This window comes from Geothrix fuzhouensis (genome assembly GCF_024609325.1).
GTDB classification, from domain to species: domain Bacteria; phylum Acidobacteriota; class Holophagae; order Holophagales; family Holophagaceae; genus Geothrix; species Geothrix fuzhouensis.
On sequence record NZ_JANHMQ010000002.1, the window covers coordinates 143,302 to 159,555 of the forward strand.

The 16,254-nt window shown below is 68.7% G+C and carries 14 protein-coding genes; 6 read left to right on the forward strand and 8 right to left on the reverse strand.

Features of this window, described 5'->3' with window-relative positions:
- Positions 1 to 5 precede the first annotated feature (5 nt).
- Positions 6 to 1,010 carry a GTP 3',8-cyclase MoaA gene (gene moaA / locus NOV74_RS07845; protein ID WP_257310821.1) on the reverse strand — a complete coding sequence of 335 codons (1,005 nt, stop codon included), beginning with the start codon at positions 1,008 to 1,010 and terminating at the stop codon, positions 6 to 8.
- 59 nt (positions 1,011 to 1,069) lie between these two features.
- On the opposite strand from moaA, the gene NOV74_RS07850 reads away from it, so the two are divergent.
- Both NOV74_RS07850 and NOV74_RS07855 read left to right on the forward strand, forming a co-directional pair.
- Positions 1,070 to 2,314: a DUF1444 domain-containing protein gene (locus tag NOV74_RS07850; protein ID WP_257310824.1), complete on the forward strand. Its 1,245-nt coding sequence runs from the start codon at positions 1,070 to 1,072 to the stop codon at positions 2,312 to 2,314.
- Positions 2,314 to 3,672 (forward strand): tetratricopeptide repeat-containing S1 family peptidase, encoded by a 1,359-nt coding sequence (locus tag NOV74_RS07855; RefSeq protein ID WP_257310826.1) that lies wholly within the window; start codon positions 2,314 to 2,316, stop codon positions 3,670 to 3,672. The genes NOV74_RS07850 and NOV74_RS07855 overlap by 1 nt, the downstream gene beginning before the upstream one ends.
- A gap of 75 nt (positions 3,673 to 3,747) precedes the next feature.
- Here NOV74_RS07855 and recA read toward each other — a convergent pair whose 3' ends face one another.
- Both recA and NOV74_RS07865 read right to left on the reverse strand, forming a co-directional pair.
- Positions 3,748 to 4,806: a recombinase RecA gene (gene recA / locus NOV74_RS07860; RefSeq protein ID WP_257310828.1), complete on the reverse strand. Its 1,059-nt coding sequence runs from the start codon at positions 4,804 to 4,806 to the stop codon at positions 3,748 to 3,750.
- Positions 4,807 to 4,902: 96 nt separating this feature from the next.
- Positions 4,903 to 6,030 (reverse strand): glycosyltransferase family A protein, encoded by a 1,128-nt coding sequence (locus tag NOV74_RS07865; RefSeq protein WP_257310831.1) that lies wholly within the window; start codon positions 6,028 to 6,030, stop codon positions 4,903 to 4,905.
- A gap of 68 nt (positions 6,031 to 6,098) precedes the next feature.
- On the opposite strand from NOV74_RS07865, the gene NOV74_RS07870 reads away from it, so the two are divergent.
- Both NOV74_RS07870 and NOV74_RS07875 read left to right on the forward strand, forming a co-directional pair.
- Positions 6,099 to 6,731, forward strand: coding sequence for a GNAT family N-acetyltransferase (locus tag NOV74_RS07870; RefSeq protein WP_257310834.1), 633 nt, complete (start codon positions 6,099 to 6,101; stop codon positions 6,729 to 6,731).
- A 12-nt stretch (positions 6,732 to 6,743) separates the two neighbouring features.
- Positions 6,744 to 7,709 (forward strand): carbon-nitrogen hydrolase family protein, encoded by a 966-nt coding sequence (locus NOV74_RS07875; RefSeq protein ID WP_257310835.1) that lies wholly within the window; start codon positions 6,744 to 6,746, stop codon positions 7,707 to 7,709.
- Between the two features lie 104 nt (positions 7,710 to 7,813).
- On the opposite strand, the gene NOV74_RS07880 is transcribed toward NOV74_RS07875, so the two are convergent.
- A complete protein-coding gene (locus tag NOV74_RS07880; protein ID WP_257310837.1) occupies positions 7,814 to 8,305 on the reverse strand; it encodes a MarR family winged helix-turn-helix transcriptional regulator in 492 nt (163 codons plus the stop codon).
- 53 nt (positions 8,306 to 8,358) lie between these two features.
- Between NOV74_RS07880 and NOV74_RS07885 the strand changes: the two genes are divergently transcribed.
- The gene (locus NOV74_RS07885; protein WP_257310840.1) at positions 8,359 to 9,657 is read left to right on the forward strand and encodes a chloride channel protein; all 1,299 of its coding nucleotides are present in this window, start codon (positions 8,359 to 8,361) and stop codon (positions 9,655 to 9,657) included.
- Positions 9,658 to 9,732: 75 nt separating this feature from the next.
- A complete protein-coding gene (locus NOV74_RS07890; protein ID WP_257310842.1) occupies positions 9,733 to 10,983 on the forward strand; it encodes a cation:proton antiporter in 1,251 nt (416 codons plus the stop codon).
- A gap of 525 nt (positions 10,984 to 11,508) precedes the next feature.
- Here NOV74_RS07890 and NOV74_RS07895 read toward each other — a convergent pair.
- The 4 genes from NOV74_RS07895 to NOV74_RS07910 all read right to left on the reverse strand — a co-directional run bounded on the left by NOV74_RS07895 (position 11,509) and on the right by NOV74_RS07910 (position 16,226).
- Positions 11,509 to 12,231 carry an ABC transporter ATP-binding protein gene (locus NOV74_RS07895; RefSeq protein WP_257310845.1) on the reverse strand — a complete coding sequence of 241 codons (723 nt, stop codon included), beginning with the start codon at positions 12,229 to 12,231 and terminating at the stop codon, positions 11,509 to 11,511.
- Complete coding sequence (locus tag NOV74_RS07900; protein WP_257310848.1) at positions 12,228 to 13,214, reverse strand: FecCD family ABC transporter permease; 987 nt, start codon at positions 13,212 to 13,214, stop codon at positions 12,228 to 12,230. The genes NOV74_RS07895 and NOV74_RS07900 overlap by 4 nt, the downstream gene beginning before the upstream one ends.
- Positions 13,211 to 13,978 (reverse strand): ABC transporter substrate-binding protein, encoded by a 768-nt coding sequence (locus NOV74_RS07905; protein ID WP_257310850.1) that lies wholly within the window; start codon positions 13,976 to 13,978, stop codon positions 13,211 to 13,213. Before NOV74_RS07905 ends, NOV74_RS07900 begins: the two co-directional genes overlap by 4 nt.
- Before the next feature lie 220 nt (positions 13,979 to 14,198).
- Positions 14,199 to 16,226, reverse strand: coding sequence for a TonB-dependent receptor plug domain-containing protein (locus NOV74_RS07910; RefSeq protein ID WP_257310853.1), 2,028 nt, complete (start codon positions 16,224 to 16,226; stop codon positions 14,199 to 14,201).
- Positions 16,227 to 16,254 lie beyond the last annotated feature (28 nt).

The window sequence follows — 16,254 nt, forward strand, 5'->3', positions numbered from 1 at the left end:
GAATCCTACCCCCCGATGCGGGACATCTCCACCTTGGGCAGGTTCGGCGTGGCGGCATGCCGGAGTTCAGAATAGTGGTCGTCCCGCCGCTTCCAGTGGAAAGCCAGCAGGGAGGCGAGGCTCGCGTCCGTGTGCCCGCCGCGGAGGAAGCTCCGGAGGTCCAGGCTCTGGCCTGCAAAGAGGCAGGTGTAAAGCCGGCCCTCGGCGGACAGTCGCGCCCGATCGCAGCCTCGGCAGAAAGGGGCCGTGACGGAGGCGATGAGGCCCACTTCGCCCTTGCCATCCCGGTAGCGCCAGGTCCGGGCCACCGCACCGGCCCCGTTGACCTGAGGCTCGAGGGGCCACCGGGATTCGAGAATCTGACGCACTTGGGCGGCTGGAACCACAGCTTCCATCTGCCAGCCATTGGTGGTGCCCACATCCATGAACTCGATGAAGCGCAAGGTGTGACCGCCCTCCCGAGCGAAGGCGGCGAGGTCGAGAATCTCGTCATCGTTCACGCCGCGCTTGAGGACGCAGTTGAGTTTGAGGGAGTCGAACCCCGCGGCTCGCGCGGCCTCCAGCCCCGAAAGCACGCGCTCCAGAGGCAGGTCCGTGTCGCTGATGGCCCGGAAGCGCTCAGGGCGGAGGGTATCGAGGCTCATGGTGAGCCGCCGGAGGCCCGCGGCCTTCAGCGCGGGGGCCTGCTCGGTCAGGAGGGCCCCGTTGGTGGTGAGGGCCAGGTCGTCGAGGCCGGGCACCTCGGCGAGCATCCTCACCAGGGCGGGCAGCTCCCGGCGCATGAGGGGCTCACCCCCGGTGAGGCGGATCTTGGTGACGCCGAGGCCGGTGAAAACCCGCGCCAGCCGCGTGATCTCCTCGAAGCTGAGCAGGGCCTCCCGGGGCAGGAAGGTGTAGTCCGGTCCGAAGACATCTTTGGGCATGCAGTAGGTGCAGCGGAAGTTGCATCGGTCGGTGACCGAAATGCGCAGCGCCTTGAGGGGGCGGCCCAGGGTGTCACGAGGCTCCATTCCCCAAGCATAATTTCATTTACTGCGTCAGAATGGACTGTTTGATTGGACCGCTGAAAATGGGCTTTTTTGATCGATTCCGCTCCCGCGCCGACGAAGCGCCCCTCCCAGGGCTTGCCGCCTTGCTGGAAGCCCGGGGCCTGCCGGCCGCGGTGCCGGGGCTGGCCCCCCTGTTTCCGGCCTTTGATGCCCACCGGAGGGTCGAGGAGCGTGAGGCCTGGGCGGATGCGGTGGCGGACGTGCATCGCCAGGGGCTGCCCATACCAGAGCCCTGGATCGACGCCCAGGACCACCTGCTGCCCGAACTGGTGCCCACCTGGCAGGCCGAGCGCGAGGGCCGCTGGAGTCGGAACTTCATCGACGGGCTGAGCCAGCGCATCCGCGTCGGCGACGTGGTGATGCCAGCGGCTTGGCTGAAGCTGTGGGACCAGTCCGCCGACGATGTGCTGGACCTGGCCCTGGAGCACCTGCGCCGGCGTAGCGAAGGCGCCTTCGTGCGGCTGCCTTCGGGCATCTACCGCGGCCCGTGGCGCGATGGGGCCGATGCGGCCCGCCTGCTGCTGCCGGAGCTCTGGCACGGCCTCTTCAAGGACCAGCATCCCTTCCTCGCCATCCCCGCGGCAGACACCCTGCTGGCGGCGCCCCAGATCCTGCTGCCCAAGCTCATGGAAGAGGTGGGCCGTTCCATTCAGGCCGATGGCCCTGCGCTCCAACTCGCCGTGCTGGAACGCATCGAGGACAAGCTGGTGACGGCCCGACTCCAGGATCCCCATCCCATGTCCGCGCCCCAGCGGGAACTCAAGCACATGGACCTCCTGGAGGCTCTGCGCACCCAGGAGAAGGATCTCGATCCCGGCCTGGGTCGTCCGGCCCCGGTCCTCATGGTGAAGACCGCCCAGGGCAAGCCGCTCATCATGGCCACCTGGGCGGCCGGGGCGCCCGTTCTGCTTCCCGAGGCGGATCTTATTGCCTTCGCCGACCAGGAGGGTGCGCCGCTGGGCATCTTCTGGCGCCAGTCCCTGCCCCGCATCAACGAGCTGCGCGGCGAGGGTGTGGCCATCTGGGGCCCCCGCCGGGTGCGCTACGAGGGGTTCCCCACGGCCGAGCAACTGGCCCGCCTGGAACAGTTCGCCACCGCCGAGCAAATGAAGGCCCTCCAAGCCCAGCCCGGTGCCCAACCAGGCGCCCGGCCCGCTGCCCCGAAGGCGGCGGCCCCCGCTGGCACTCCCTTCAGGGCCCAGGAGGCGGCACCGCTGCCCAGGCACCTGCGGGGCGCTGGGTTGGGTGTTCAGGATAAGGAGTGATGCTGCCTGGGTGGCCGCTGCTTCTGATGCTTCAGAGCGCACCACCCCCGGTGATGGCTTCTCCGCAGTCGCGGGCTCAGGCTTCCGTGCTGCTGGTTCGCGGTCGGAAGGGCAAAACCCGCGGCCAGCAGGGCAGTGGCGTGGTCATTGCGCCGAACCTGGTGGCCACCAATGCCCATGTGGTCGAGGGCACCCAGGAGATCACCGTGCGGCAGGGGCCACGGACCTGGTTAAGTTCTGAAGCACGGATGGACTGGAGCCACGACCTCTGCCTGCTCACCGTGCCAGGGCTGACCGCGCCGGTGGCCGTCCTGGCGCCAGTACCGCGAGAACCCGGCCAGACCGTGATGGCGATTGGCTTTCCGGGAGGTCGGGGCCCCGTGGTGTCCAGGGGACGCTTGCGGGGCCATTGGCATTACGGGGACAGCAGGTTGTTCCAGAGCGACACCGCGATCCTGCCTGGGAGCAGTGGGGGTGGTCTGTTTGATGACCAGGGCCGGCTGCTGGGGCTGACCACCAGAATCTTGACTTCCGGGCCAAGGTTGACCTTTTCCGTACCGGCGGCTGCGGTTCAAGCCATGGCCCAGCGATCCGACGGCGGCGGGGACCGACCCTCGGATTGGGTTCCGGTGGGTGGTGGCCCGGACCTGCTGGAAAGGCTGGCAGCGGATCCGCGGAACTGGCCTGCCTGGGAGATCGCGGCCCGCCAGTGGGTGCTCGACCTGCCCCAGGACGAAGATGCGTGGCGGGCCCTCGGTCTGGCGCTCGACGCTTCTACCCGGATTTCGACCGGGGCCCCGCCAGGGGCGGCGGCCGAGGCTCTCGCCGAGGGCGTGGAGGCGTACCGGCAGTCCCTTTCCCTGCGGCGCGAGGCCAAGACCTGGAACAACCTTGGCGTGTCCCTGGATCTGCTCAATCGGTACGATGAAGCCGAGCGGGCTTTCAAGGAGGCTCTGGCCATGGAACCTGACTACGGCCTGGCTTGGCTGAACCTGGGCAGCACCCGGTTGAACGCAGGGCGTCATGCCGCCGCGGTAGAAGCCCTTGAGAAGGGACTCAGCCTCCGCCCGGACGAGGCCAGCGGCTGGGCGAGGCTGGCGCATTGCCAGCGCCGGTTGGGCCAGCGTGAGGCCGCGGCGGCGACGATGCAGATCGCCCTCCGGTACCGACCTTTGAGTGCGGAAGGGTGGCTGGATTTTGGCCTTCTGCTGGTGGATATGGCCCGCCTGACGGAGGCCCGGGAAGTGCATGGGAGGCTGGTGGCGATGGACCCGGAGCGGGCCGCCCGCCTCCAGGCTTCGCTGAACCGGGACCGGGTGATCCATGCCGGCGCCGGCGGGAAGAAGCGCCGGCGCTGATGTAAAAACGGCGGCGGCCTTTGAGGACCGCCGCCGTCTGCCGACCCCTTCCAAGGGCGCGCAGGTCGAGGTTTCTTAGACTTCCACGGACACCCGCAGGCCGAGCCGCTCGCGGATGAGGCCTTCCACCTCGTCCGCCAGCTCGGGGTTGTCCGTAAAGAGCTTCTTCACGTTCTCGGCGCCCTGGCCCAGGCGGCTGTCCTTGTAGCTGTACCAGGAGCCGCTCTTCTGGATGATCTCCAGCTGGGTGCCCAGCTCCACCAGCTCGCTGGTGCGGCTGATGCCCTCGCCGTACATGATGTCGAAGGTGGCGACCTTGAGGGGCGGGGCGACCTTGTTCTTGACGACCTTCACCTTGGTCTTCTTGCCGACGACGGAGGAATCCTCGTCCTTGGCAGCCACCAGGGGATCGCCGGTGTTGCCCTTGATGCTCTGGATGCTGCGGACATCGAGGCGGACCGAGGCGTAGAACTTGAGGGCGTTGCCGCCGGTGGTGGTCTCGGGGTTGCCGAACATCACGCCGATCTTCATGCGGATCTGGTTGATGAAGACGACGCAGGTGTGGGTCTTGCTGATGGTGCCGGTCATCTTGCGCAGGGCCTGGCTCATGAGGCGGGCCTGGAGGCCCACATGGCTGTCGCCCATCTCACCGTCGATCTCGGCCTTGGGCACCAGGGCGGCCACGGAATCCACCACGATGATGTCCAGGGCGCCGCTGCGCACCAGCTGATCGCAGATCTCCAGGGCCTGCTCACCGCTGTCGGGCTGGCTGATGAAGAGGTTGGCCACGTCCACACCCAGCTTCTGGGCGTATTCGGGGTCGAGGGCGTGCTCGGCGTCGATGTAGGCGGCCAGGCCGCCCTTCTTCTGGGCCTGGGCCACCATGTGCAGGGCCAGGGTGGTCTTGCCACTGGCTTCCGGGCCATAGACCTCCACGACGCGGCCCTTGGGCACGCCGCCGACGCCCAGGGCGGCATCCAGGGCGATGGAGCCGGTGCTGATGACCTCGATCCCCTCGGAGGGACTCATCCGGTCGCCCAGCTTCATGATCGAACCCTTGCCAAAGGCCCGCTCGATGTCGGCCACGGTGCGGGACAGGGCTTTCAGGCGGTCATCTTGTTCGGCTGCGGCCATGGGGTCCTCCGGAAGGGGTGCTTTCCAGGATGGATTCAAAAAGCGAAAAAAACAAGAAAATCTTTTCGACCAGGGGCAGGGGCCGGGTCCACCAGCCTAGCGCAGCTTGACATCCCGCCCACGCCAGTGATTCACCCCCCGGAGGCGGTCCACGAAGGCCCAGGCGGTGCCCGCCGCGAAGACCAGGGCATTCAGGGGCCAGAGGGCCCAAAGCAGGTCCATGGGCCGGCCGGTCATGCGCTGCTGCACGTCCCCCGCCAGGGTCGGCACCAGCAACCAGAGGAGGAGGGCCAGGCCCGGGTGGCCCGTGAAGGGCAGCCAGAGGGGCGCGAGCACGACCAGCGCCAGGGGTGGCAGGAGCACCGGCAGGAGCCACCAGGCGGGCAGGGCCGCGGCGTTCTTCCGCATGGCCCGGACCAGCTCGCCCAGGCCGTGGTACATCCGCAGGTGCAGGTCCGGGCCGCCCCGGGCCACGCGGTTCACGAAGCCGGCCTGCTTCATGCGCCGGGCCAGCAGCATGTCGTCGATGGCCTCGAGAGGCGCCGCCGCGTGGCCCCCGGAGGCCTCGTAGGCCGAGCGCCGGACCAGCGTGAAGCCCCCTACACCGCAGAAGGCCGGGTGCCGGGGATTTGGCACCTGGTGCGGCGGCACCAGCACCTGGAAGGCCGAGGCCGCCAGGGGAAGCACCACCCGTTCCGCCGGGCTGACCGCATCCACGCCGGGGATCAGCGCCAGGATGTCGGTGGGCTGGGCCAGGGCGAAGGCCATGGCCCGCCGCAGCAGATCCGGCGCCGCCTGCACATCGGCATCCGCGAAGAGCAGCCAGGTTGCTGCCTGGGCTTCGGGCTGGCGGGAGGCCAGATCCAGGGCGTGGTTCTTCCCCAGCCAGCCGGGGGGCAGGAGGTCGTTGCGGAGCACCCGCAGGCGATCAGGATTGGTCCCTTCTCGCGCCTGCAGGATGTCCGTGCTGCCGTCCGTGGAGCCGTCGTCCACCACGATGACGCGCAGGGCGGGGTAGTCCTGGGCCAGCCAGGAATCCAGCGCAGCGGGCAGTTCCAGGGCCTCGTCGCGCACGGGGATGCAGAGGCACACGGAGGGCGGATCGGCCGGCAGGGCGGGATCGGGCGCCAGGGCGGGCAGGCGAGTCCAGTGGCGGCGCAAGAGAATCAGCCCCGCCAGAAGCAGGGCGGTGGCGGTCCACGCTGTGAGGTCGGTCCAGGGCATGCCTCAGGCTAGCCCGAACGGCCGGGTTGGCGGCGTGGGTTAACCTGGGGGGCAACTCCGGGAACGCCATGGACGACCTCGGCCCATCCACCCCCGTGCTGCGCCGTCTCCGGCGCCCGGAAGATGTGCCTGGGATCCGGGATCTGATGGCCCGCGTCTACCCGCCGCCCCATGGCCCCGAGGCCGTGTGGTCCGCCGAGAACCTTCTGCGCCACATCGAGCGGTTCCCCGAGGGCCAGATGGTGGTGGAGGTGGGCGAGCGCCTGGTCGGGACCTCCACCGCCCAACGTGTGCCCCTGGCCGCGGCGCTGGCCCCCCACACCTGGTCCGTGATCACGGGGCGGGGCAGCCTGTCCACCCACGACCCCGAGGGAGATGCCCTCTACGGTGTGAACATCGCCGTGGACCCCGCCTGGCAGGATCAGGGCATCGGACGGCTCCTCTATCAGGGCCGCATCGACCTGGGCCGGCGCCTGGGCTGCCGCGCCTTCGTGGCTGGGGCCCGCATCCCCGGCTACCACCTCGTGGCCCACGAGATGAGCCCCGAGGCCTATGTGGAGGCCGTAGTGGCTGGCCGGATCTTCGATCCCACCCTCTCGAAGCAGCTCCGCGTGGGCTTCCAGGTCCGCGGCGTGCTGCGGGACTATGCTCACGACGTCGAGACTCTGGGTCACGCGGCCCTCATCGTCATGGAACTCTGAGGAGACGACGGCATGCGCTTCAAGGCCCCCACCCCGTTCCTGTCCCGCCCGGTGCGGGTCTGCGGCATCCAGTACGCCCTGCGCCCCGTGGCGGATTTCGCCGCCTTCGCGGCTCAGGTGGAGAACTACGTGGATGTGGGTGATGACTACGATGCCGATGTCATCGTGTTCCCCGAGCTGCTGGCGGTCCAGTTGCTGAGCTGCCTGCGGCCCGGCTTCCCTCCGCCGGAAGCCATGCGGGAGCTGGCGGAGCGGTTCACGGTCGACTTCGAGGGACTGTTCCTCCACCTGTCGCAGAAGTACGACCGCATCCTGGTGGCCGGCACCCATCCGCGCTTCGTGGACGGGAAGCTGCAGAACGTGGCTTCCATCTTCTTGCCGGGCCATGGGCCCGTGCACCAGCCCAAGCTCCACCTCACCCCCACGGAGCGGAACGTCTGGCACTTCGAGCCGGGCCAGGAGATCCACATCATCGATACGGATTTCGGTCGGATGGGCGTGTCCATCTGCTACGACGTGCAGTTCCCCGAGGTGGCCCGCATCCAGGCCGAGCAGGGCGTCCAGCTCCTGGTGGTCCCCTACCTGACGGACGACCGGCGCGGCTACAGCCGCGTCACCACCTGCGCCCGGGCCCGAGCCGTGGAAAACCAGATCTACGTGGTCACCGCGGGCATGGTGGGCAGCCTGCCCCTCATCACGGACCTGACGGCCCAGTACGCCCAGAGCGGCGTCTACACACCCTCGGACTTCCCCTTCCCCATGGATGGCATCGCCACCGAGGCCGCCCCGAACTCCGAGATGGTGCTGGTGGGCGACATCGATCTGGCCATCCTCGACCAGACCCGGGCCCGGGGCTCCGTGCTCAACCACCAAGACGCCGCGCAGGACGGACTCCACGTGACTTTCGACGGGCGGATCCATGTCCACCACCTGCCCTGGCTGAAGGCGGACGAGGACCTCACGAAATCCCGGGCCTGACGCCTCAGGCCAGATCGTTCTCCTGAGGACTCCCTCGATCTGCCCGACACCGGCCGAATTCGTCGCCAGGTCCCGGGTCCGTGACAAGCGGGACACCCGCCCCTTTAGGTTTCCGCGAAGAAGAAGCGGACGTCGGTGGAATCGACCTCCATGAGAGTGGCTACCTGCTTGAGCGCGTGGTCCAGGCGCTCCACTTCCTTGAGGGGCATGGCGTGCAGGGCGTGCAGGAGCTGGCCCTGGGCGGGGTGGGGCGCCCTCTTCAGCAGCTGGGCTCCGGCGACCGTGAGTGAAAGGATCACCCGGCGACGGTCTTCGGGATCGGGCACCCGCACCAGCAGGTTCCGCCGCTGGAGGCGGTCGACCACGCCCGTGACGGTGCTGGGATCCAGGTGCATCTGAGCCGAGAGGGCCTTCAAAGACAAAGAACCCGCCCGGCTCAACTCCCACAGGGCCCAAAGCTGGGGGCCCGTGAGGCCGATCTGCTGCTCCACGGAGGTGGAGTAGTCGTGCAGAGCCTTCACGATCCGCCGCAGGCTTTGCACGGCCTCCTCGGCGTGGTGATGCTTTGCCTGGGCCTCCGACAAAACAGTTTGCATGCAAATATTTTGTGCTAAAGCCCTGAATCGGTCAAACTTGGATGGATTCTGAGATGCGCCGTCCAACAGGCCCAACCACCATGTCCATCCTGCCTCAAGACATATTCCCCAAGCGATTTCAGCAATTACGGCTGCTGGCTCATTCCCGCCGCCTGGTTTTCGTGGTGATGCCCCTGGGCGCCCTCATCGGCCTCCTGGTGACGACCGCCCTGCTCGGGCTTGGGCGCCTGCAACCCCTGATCTCCCATCTGGGGAGTCGCACCCACTTGGTGGTCCTTCTGCCGGCCATCGGTCTCTTTCTCACGACGCTCTTGCTTTCGGTCACCGGCATCGGCGAGGTCTCGCTTTTCCGCGATCTGGATCTGGCCCATGTGGCGCCCCACGCAGCGTTTCCCTTCCGGAAGTCCATGGGCAAAGTCCTGGCTTGCGTTCTCACCATCGGGTTTGGAGGCAGTGCCGGTGTCGAGGGTCCCGGCAAGTGGCTGGGCGCGGCCCTCGGGCTTCAGTACCACCGGGTCTCACGCTGGCTGAGCCGCCACGTCTCCCCTTTCCGGAGGCTTCATGCCCACCCGCTCGTCATGGTGGAGGCCGGCGCCGCATCCGCCCTTTCGGCCGTCTTCCGGGCCCCGCTTTCGGGAGCGCTCATGGCCGCAGAACACCACGGGCTGGTGACCCCGGGCGCCCTCATCCCCTGCGTGGTGGCCTCGGCCACAGGCTACGTCGTCTTTTCCAGCATCGTTGGGACCGCCCCCTTGTTTCCCCAGGCCAGACCCTACCGGCTCCATCCCCAGGATCTGGCCTGGGCCTTTCTGCTGGGCATCGCCATCGGCGTGGGGGCCAACGTCTACTTCTGGTTCAGAAAAACCTTCCAGCGGTTCTTCGGCCACATTCCCCTGCTCTGGCGGGGCCTGGCCGGAGGGCTTGGTCTCACGATCCTGCTGCTGCCTGCCCGGTTCTTCTGGGGCGGGCTCGCGGTCACGGAAGGGGGAGGCCTGGACCTGGTGCGTCAGCTCCTCACGGGGGGAACCCTTCCGAGTCAGGCCGTGCTGTTCCTGGCCCTCAAGCTCCTGGCCACCGCCGTGACCTTTGCCGCGGGCGGGGTGGGGGGGCTCTGGCTGCCTTCCTTCACCATGGGGGCCGCCATCGGCGCGGCCTTCGACGGGTTGCTGGGGCTGGGCCAACCAGGCTACCTCACCCTGGTCGGGGCGGCGGCATTCGCCGGCTCCACCCATGAATCCCTGCTGATACCGGTGGTATTCCTGGCGGAGACCACCGCCCAGGCGGCACTCGTCGTGCCGGCGCTGGTCGGCTCCACCGTCGCCTATTTGATGGTGCGCGAGACGAACCCCTGATATCCAGGTAAGCGGGGTGCGCGGCCCCCGGCTCAATTCGGGTAGTCTTCCTTCCGTTCCGTGCCTGAGGTGCCCATGCCCTTGGCCTTCGTGGCTCACGATCCCCTGGCTGGCACCTTGATGCTGCTGGCGCTGCTGTGGCTGTCGGCCAAGGTGGGCGGCGAACTGGCCGTGCGTCTCAAACTTCCGGCCGTCACGGGGGAACTGGCCGTGGGCCTGGCGCTCACGGCGCTGCACAGGGTCTGGTCCTGGTTCCCCGAGGTGGCGGCCTCGCCCGGGGCGGAGTTGCTGGGAGGACTGGGCGTGGTGGTGCTCATGTTCGCCGTGGGGCTGGAATCCACGGTTCCGCAGATGATCAAGGTGGGGGCGGCGTCGCTACGCGTGGCCTTCGTCGGCGTGGTGGCGCCCATGGCCGCGGGCCTCGCGGGGGCGTGGCTCCTGCTGCCCAGAGGAACTCCGTTCGTGCTGGACCTCTTCATCGGTGCCTGCCTCTGCGCCACCAGCATCGGGATCTCCGCCCAGGTGCTGCGGGAGAAGGGCGCCGCGGAGTCCATGGAGGGTCGCATCATCGTGGGCGCAGCCGTGGTGGACGACGTGCTGGGTCTTCTGGTGCTGGTGGCCGTTTCAGGCCTGGTGGCCAGTTCCGGCTTGGGTCCCTCCGGCGGTTCCCTCGGCCCCGAACTCGTCCGCACCCTCCTTCTGGCCCTGGGCTTTCTGGCCGCCGCGCTCACGCTGGGACGCCTGGCCACCCCACGTCTGTTTCGCCTCGCCAGCCGCTTCCGAGGTGAGCAGGTCCTGCTTCCGTTGGGCCTCGGCTTCGCCTTCCTGCTGGCCTGGCTGGGCAGCCTCGCGGGCCTGGCCTCCATCGTGGGAGCCTATGCCGCGGGGCTCATCCTGGAGCCCGCCCACATTGAGGATCTCGAACGCCGTGAGCGGCACACGCTGGAGGAGTTGGTGCATCCCCTGGTGACGGTACTGTCGCCCCTCTTCTTCGTGCTGATGGGGGCCAAGGTGGATCCCACGGCCCTCTTCAAGCCCGCCACGCTGGGCTTCGCCATCCTGCTGGCCGCACTGGGCGTGATTGGGAAGTTCGTGGCGGGCTACGCTGGCGGCCGGGGCACCCGGGCCACCGTGGTGGGTTGGGGCATGGTCCCCCGGGGCGAGGTGGGCCTGATCTTCGTGGCCACGGGCGCCCAACTCCAATGGGACGGTGTTCCCCTGTTGAGCCCGGAAGTCCAGGCCGGCATCATCGGCGCCCTCCTCCTCACCACCGTGGCCGGGCCCGTGGGGCTGGGCTGGGTGCTGAGGCATAAACAACCAGAGTGAGCCACCCCGCGGTGTTGGAACCTTGCCGCTAGTGCGGAAGTCCGGGGGCCGACTGGTGCCCGTCGATGTGCCGATCGTCCCGATCCCGATCCCGGTCTCTGTCTCTGTCATCCCTGTCGCGCCGGGGCTCACGCCGCTCTTCGCGCCGATCATAGGGCCCGCGCTCGCGCCTTTGGTCGTAGTCAGGATAGAGGCAGCCAATGGAAACGCCGAGCGTGCCCACGGCAAGGGTCAGGCAGAGAAGACGGTTTTTCATGTTGGACTCCCGAGTGTGTAAGTGGAGGAAGGCTTTGAGGCCGAGCTGACTCCGCATCGTCAAAGGATCCTTGGGATTCCTTTGCGATGGACCGACAGTGTCCGGCACCTCGATGGCCGCCCGAGGGTCTGGGAGCATGTTCTGGGCCAATAAATAAGAGTTATAATGATTCGATTTATATAACAACCGTGACAATTCAGAAGGGCCTGAACCATCAGAATGAAGCCCTGCCGTATTCAATTCGAAGGCCTGGGGGCCTGTATGGAGACTCACATCTCCGGCAGCTCCGGCACCAGGGATTCGACGAAGGTGGCCTCCACGCGGAAGACCTGGCGGATGAGGGCCGCGGTGAGGACCTCGTGGGGCCTGCCATTGCCCACGAGGTGGCCCTGATCCAGGACCAAGACGCGGTCGAAGCGGTAGGCGGCGCGCAGGTCATGGAGGCTCACCACCACGGTGGCACCGCCGTCCACCAGACGCCGGGCCAGGCGCATCACCTCAAGCGCATGGCGGACATCCAATTGCGCCACAGGTTCATCCCAGAGCTGGATGGGAGCCTGGGTGGCCAGAGCCCGAGCCAGCCCGACGCGATGGCGCTCACCGCCGGAAAGCCGTGTGGCGGGCCGATCGGCGAGGAAGGTGAGATCCAGTTCCGCCAGCGCCTCGGCCACCCCGGTGAGATCGTCGCCCCATGCGAAACGCCCCTGGGCTACCACCTCCCGCACGGGGAAGGCGAACTCGAAGTGGGCCTCCTGGCCCACCCAGGCCAGCTTGCGGGCCCGCTCGGCGGCCGGTATGTGCGACAGGGATTGTCCATTCCACTGGACTGTCCCGTGGGCGGGCAGCAGCCCCGCCAGGGCCTGGATCAGCGTGGACTTGCCCGCCCCGTTGGGTCCCACCATCGCCACCAGCTCGCCGGGGCCGAGGTCCAGCGACACCGCCTCCAGGCGGCCGGGCACGGACAGATCGGCGGCGTGAAGGGCGGCGCTCATCGCGGCCTCCGCAGCAGCCAGAGGAAGAAGGGGCCGCCGATGAGGGAGGTGACGACGCCCAGACGCAAGCCGAGGGGAAAGGTGCGGGTGACGAGATCGCAGGCGAGGAGGAAGGCCGCGCCGCCCAGCATGGAATAGGGCAGCAGGCGCCGATGGTCGGGGCCGAAGGCGATTCGGAGCATGTGCGGCACCACCAGCCCCACGAAACCGATGATGCCACCGACCGCCGTCGCCAGGGCCGTGAGGACGGTGGAGAGGACGATGAGCTGGCGGCGCAGGCGGCGCACATCCACGCCCAGGCTCTGGGCGCTCTGCTCGCCCAGGCTCAGCAGGTCCATGGCCCGGCCCAAAGGCAGCAGCAGCAGACAGCCCGCCAGGATCGCCGGGACACCCATCCACACGTGCTCCCAGCTGCGGCTCTCCAGGCCGCCCATGAGCCAGAAGAGGATCTGGGCGTTCACCTCGAAGTGGCCCGCCGTGGTGGTGAGCAGGAAGCTGGTGCCCGCGCCAAGGAGCGCGTTGAGGGCCACGCCGGAAAGCAGCAGCCGCTCGGTGCCGGCGCCCCGCTGGGCGAGCATCAGCACCGCGCCCGTCGCGCCGAAGGCCCCCAGCACCGAGGCCACCGGCAGGGCCCAAAGGGTGGCGGCGGCGAAGCCCGTGGCAGGGGCCAGGGCCAGCACGGCCACGGCCCCCAGGGCGCCGCCGCTGCTCACACCCAGGAGGCCGGGGCTGGCCAGGGGGTTGCGGAAGAAGGCCTGCATCACCACGCCGCTGGCTCCCAGGGCCGCGCCCGCCGCCATGCCCACCAGGGCGCGGGGCAGGCGGAAGTCGCGCACCACCGTACGGGCGATGTCATCGCCGCCACCCATCAGTGCCGACAGCACCTGGGCGTAGGAGAGCCGCAGTTCCCCGAAGGCCAGCGAGGCCAGGAAGGCCAGGACCAGCAGCGCCACGAGGACGGGGATGGCCAGACGGGTTCTCACCGGAAGCGCTCGGGATGGAGGGCCCGGGCCAGTAGCTCGTAGGCGTCGATGCGATGGTGGGAGACGCTTGACATGAGGGCGCCGGGGAGGACCGCGAAGCGACCGGCCTTGAAGGCGGGCAGGACACGGTAGTGGGGGACCTCCGCCAGGCGGGCCCGGGTGTCCGAGGCATCTGGCCGGTCCCCGGAGATCACCAGCACTTCGGCGTTCCAGGTGAGCAGCCTCTCGGAAGGCGTGGGCGCGTGGCCCTTGAGCCCGGCCTCGGCGGCCACGTTCAGGGCGCCCGCGTGGTCGCAGAGGTCCTGGAAGGTGGTGCCGGCACCGGCAGTGAAGGGATAGACCCCGGCTGTGAGCACGCGGACGGGGCGGGCCCCCTTGAGGCGCTCTGCGAGGGCCTGCACCCGGCCGCGGCACTGGGCGATGAGGGCTTCGGCCCGAGCCTCCTGGCCCAGCTCACGACCCAAGATCCGGAGGCTGGCGTAGACGTCGTCCAGGCTGTCGAAGCGGTCCAGCACCACGAGCCGGATCCCGGCCCGCCGAAGCAGGGCCAGGGTCTCGGGGCGGGTGAAGCTGGCGGCCAGCACCAGATCGGGCCGGAAGCGCAGCACGCTTTCCGCGTCGCTATCCTTGAGGGCCGGGAACCGCTGGGCCTCGGCGGCCACGACGCTGAACCGCGCGTCCCGCCCGATGTGGCTCAGGGCGGCGATCTGGCCGGGATCGGCCAGGGCCAGCAGCAGCTCGTCCGTGCCCACGGACTGGCTCACCACCCGCTGCGGCCGCGCCGCCAGCATGGGCTGGGGCAGCAGAAGTAGGATCAGGAAGAAAACATAATTGAACTGGAAACCGCAGATGTCGCAGATCGCGCAGATAAAGCCCGGCCAGGAGGCGGGAGCGCCTCTCTTCTCTTTCCTGATTTTTATCTGTGTCATCGGCGTCATCTGCGGTTTGAAACTAGTCTTCTTTTGAGTGGGGTTCCGGGATCCGTCACCACTTCCAGGTCGCGGCCAGGGTCCAGCGGGGCCCAGGCGCGGGGAAGCCGTAGACCAGGCTGGCGTCGCCCTCCTGATCGTAGCGGCCGCTGAGCCAATCCTGGACGGTCTGTTTCCGCTGAAGAAGGTGCTCGCCGCGGAGGGCCAAGGTGAGGTGCTGCATGGGCTCGCAGGAAAGGCCTGCGCTGAGGTCGCGGTAGGGCTTGCGGGTGCTGAGTACCTCGTAGGTGGTGTCATTCAGGTCATAGCGGGGGCCCACCTGGGCCAGGCGCAGGTCGGCGCGCCAGGCCTTCGACTGGACGAAGGTCGCCACCGCGGCGGTGAAGAAGGGGTGCCGCAGGATGGCGGTGTTCTGCGGGCCGAAGCGATCCGCCTCGGTGTTGTGGTCCAGGTCGCGAGTCTCCTGGCTGCGGAGGATGACGTCCCAGCCATAGGCGACGGCCTCGCCGCCCCTCCAGCCCAGGGCGCCCTCCAGGCTCTGGGCCCGGATGGAACCCTGGTTCGCGTAGTGGGACGTGAACAGGGGCGGAAACGCGAAGCTGGTGTCGTAGACATAGGCCAGCAGGTCGGTGATGCGCGAGCGCTGGGCCTCCAGGCGATACTCCCAGTGGCCCGCGAACTGGCCGGTGGCGCCGACCTGGAGGGTGCGGCTGCGCTCGGGCAGGATCGGATAGGCCGCACCATCCTGGCTGGCCGCCTGGGCATTGAGGGTGAACTCCGTGGTGTTGGGCATCCGGAAGCCCTGGCCCACGCTGGCGTAGAGGCGCAGTTCCGGCCGCAGCACCCAGTTGAGGCCTGTGCGCCAGGTGCCCGCCTCGGCGCTGCCAGCGCGGCTGCGCAGGCCCGTGTCGTAGCGGGTTAAGTCGCGGTGGCCGGCGTCCCGGCGGAGACCCGCCACCCAGTCCAGGCCTTCGGCGAGGGTCCAGCGCAGCTCCAGGGCCCCGGCCACATCGCGGCCTTCGCCCCGGTACTGCACGGCGGAAAAGGTGTTGGGGTCGTAGTAGTTCTGGGCGTGGCTGGTGTCCTCGCGGCCTTCAAGGCGGCCCGACAGGCGGAAGGTGGAGACCGGCGTCCAGTGCAGGGTGAGCTGATCCTCCACGCGGCGGAAGTCACGATCCGTCTGTTCGCGCTTGGGCCCGCTGGGATCGCCGGTGCGGCCCGACAGGGCCTGGAGGGTATTCTCCAGCACCAGGCTTGGCGCCAGGGTCCAGCGCAGGCTGGCCCCCCAGCTTTCCTGGCGGGCGCGCATCTCGCGCTGGGGTTCGTAGCTGCGGATCGCGGGCCACCCGGAGGTGGTGAACGGAATCGTCGCCGTCTGGCCGCTGTTGCGGTAGAAGGCTGTCACCTCCGCCCCGCCGAGCGTTGTGCCCAGCCGCAGGTAGCCACCCGCCTGACGGAAGGCGTCCTCGGGGAAGCCGCTCTCCTGCTTTTGCGCTTCGCCACCGGCGGCGATCCAGCCGCGAGGTCCCGTGACCTGCACTTGGGCCGTGCCGCCGAGCAGTCCGTCCGTCCCCACCTTCAGGCCGACCTGGCCATGGCAGCCCTCGGCACCGCGGCCCGTGCTGGTGAGCGCGATGACACCGCCGATGGCGTCGCTGCCGTAGAGGACCGAGGCAGGGCCGAGGATCAGCTCCACGCGCTCGATGCCCACGAGGCTGAGGGCCCCCAGATCGGGGCTGAGGGCGGTGGGATCGTTCAGGCGCAGGCCGTCCAGCAGGACCACCACGTTGCGGCTGAGGTTGCCATTGAGGAAGGCCGAGGCCTGCTTGCCGGTGCCGCCCGTGCTCATCACGGCGCCCGGCTGAAGGACCTCCAGCAGATCCGCCAGGGTGCGGCTGCCCAGGCGGGTCAGCTCCTCGGCCTCGACGACGCGCACCGGGGCGGGGGTGCGGATGACAGCTACGGGCTGGCTCTCGGCACTAACGGTGACCGTGGCCTCGGCGGGTTTCCGGTCGGCCTCGGCGGCCAGGGAGAGAGCGGACACAGCCGCCAGGGAGAAGAGAATGCGGGTAGAACCCATCATGCCTCCACGCATGACGTCGTGGCGGCTG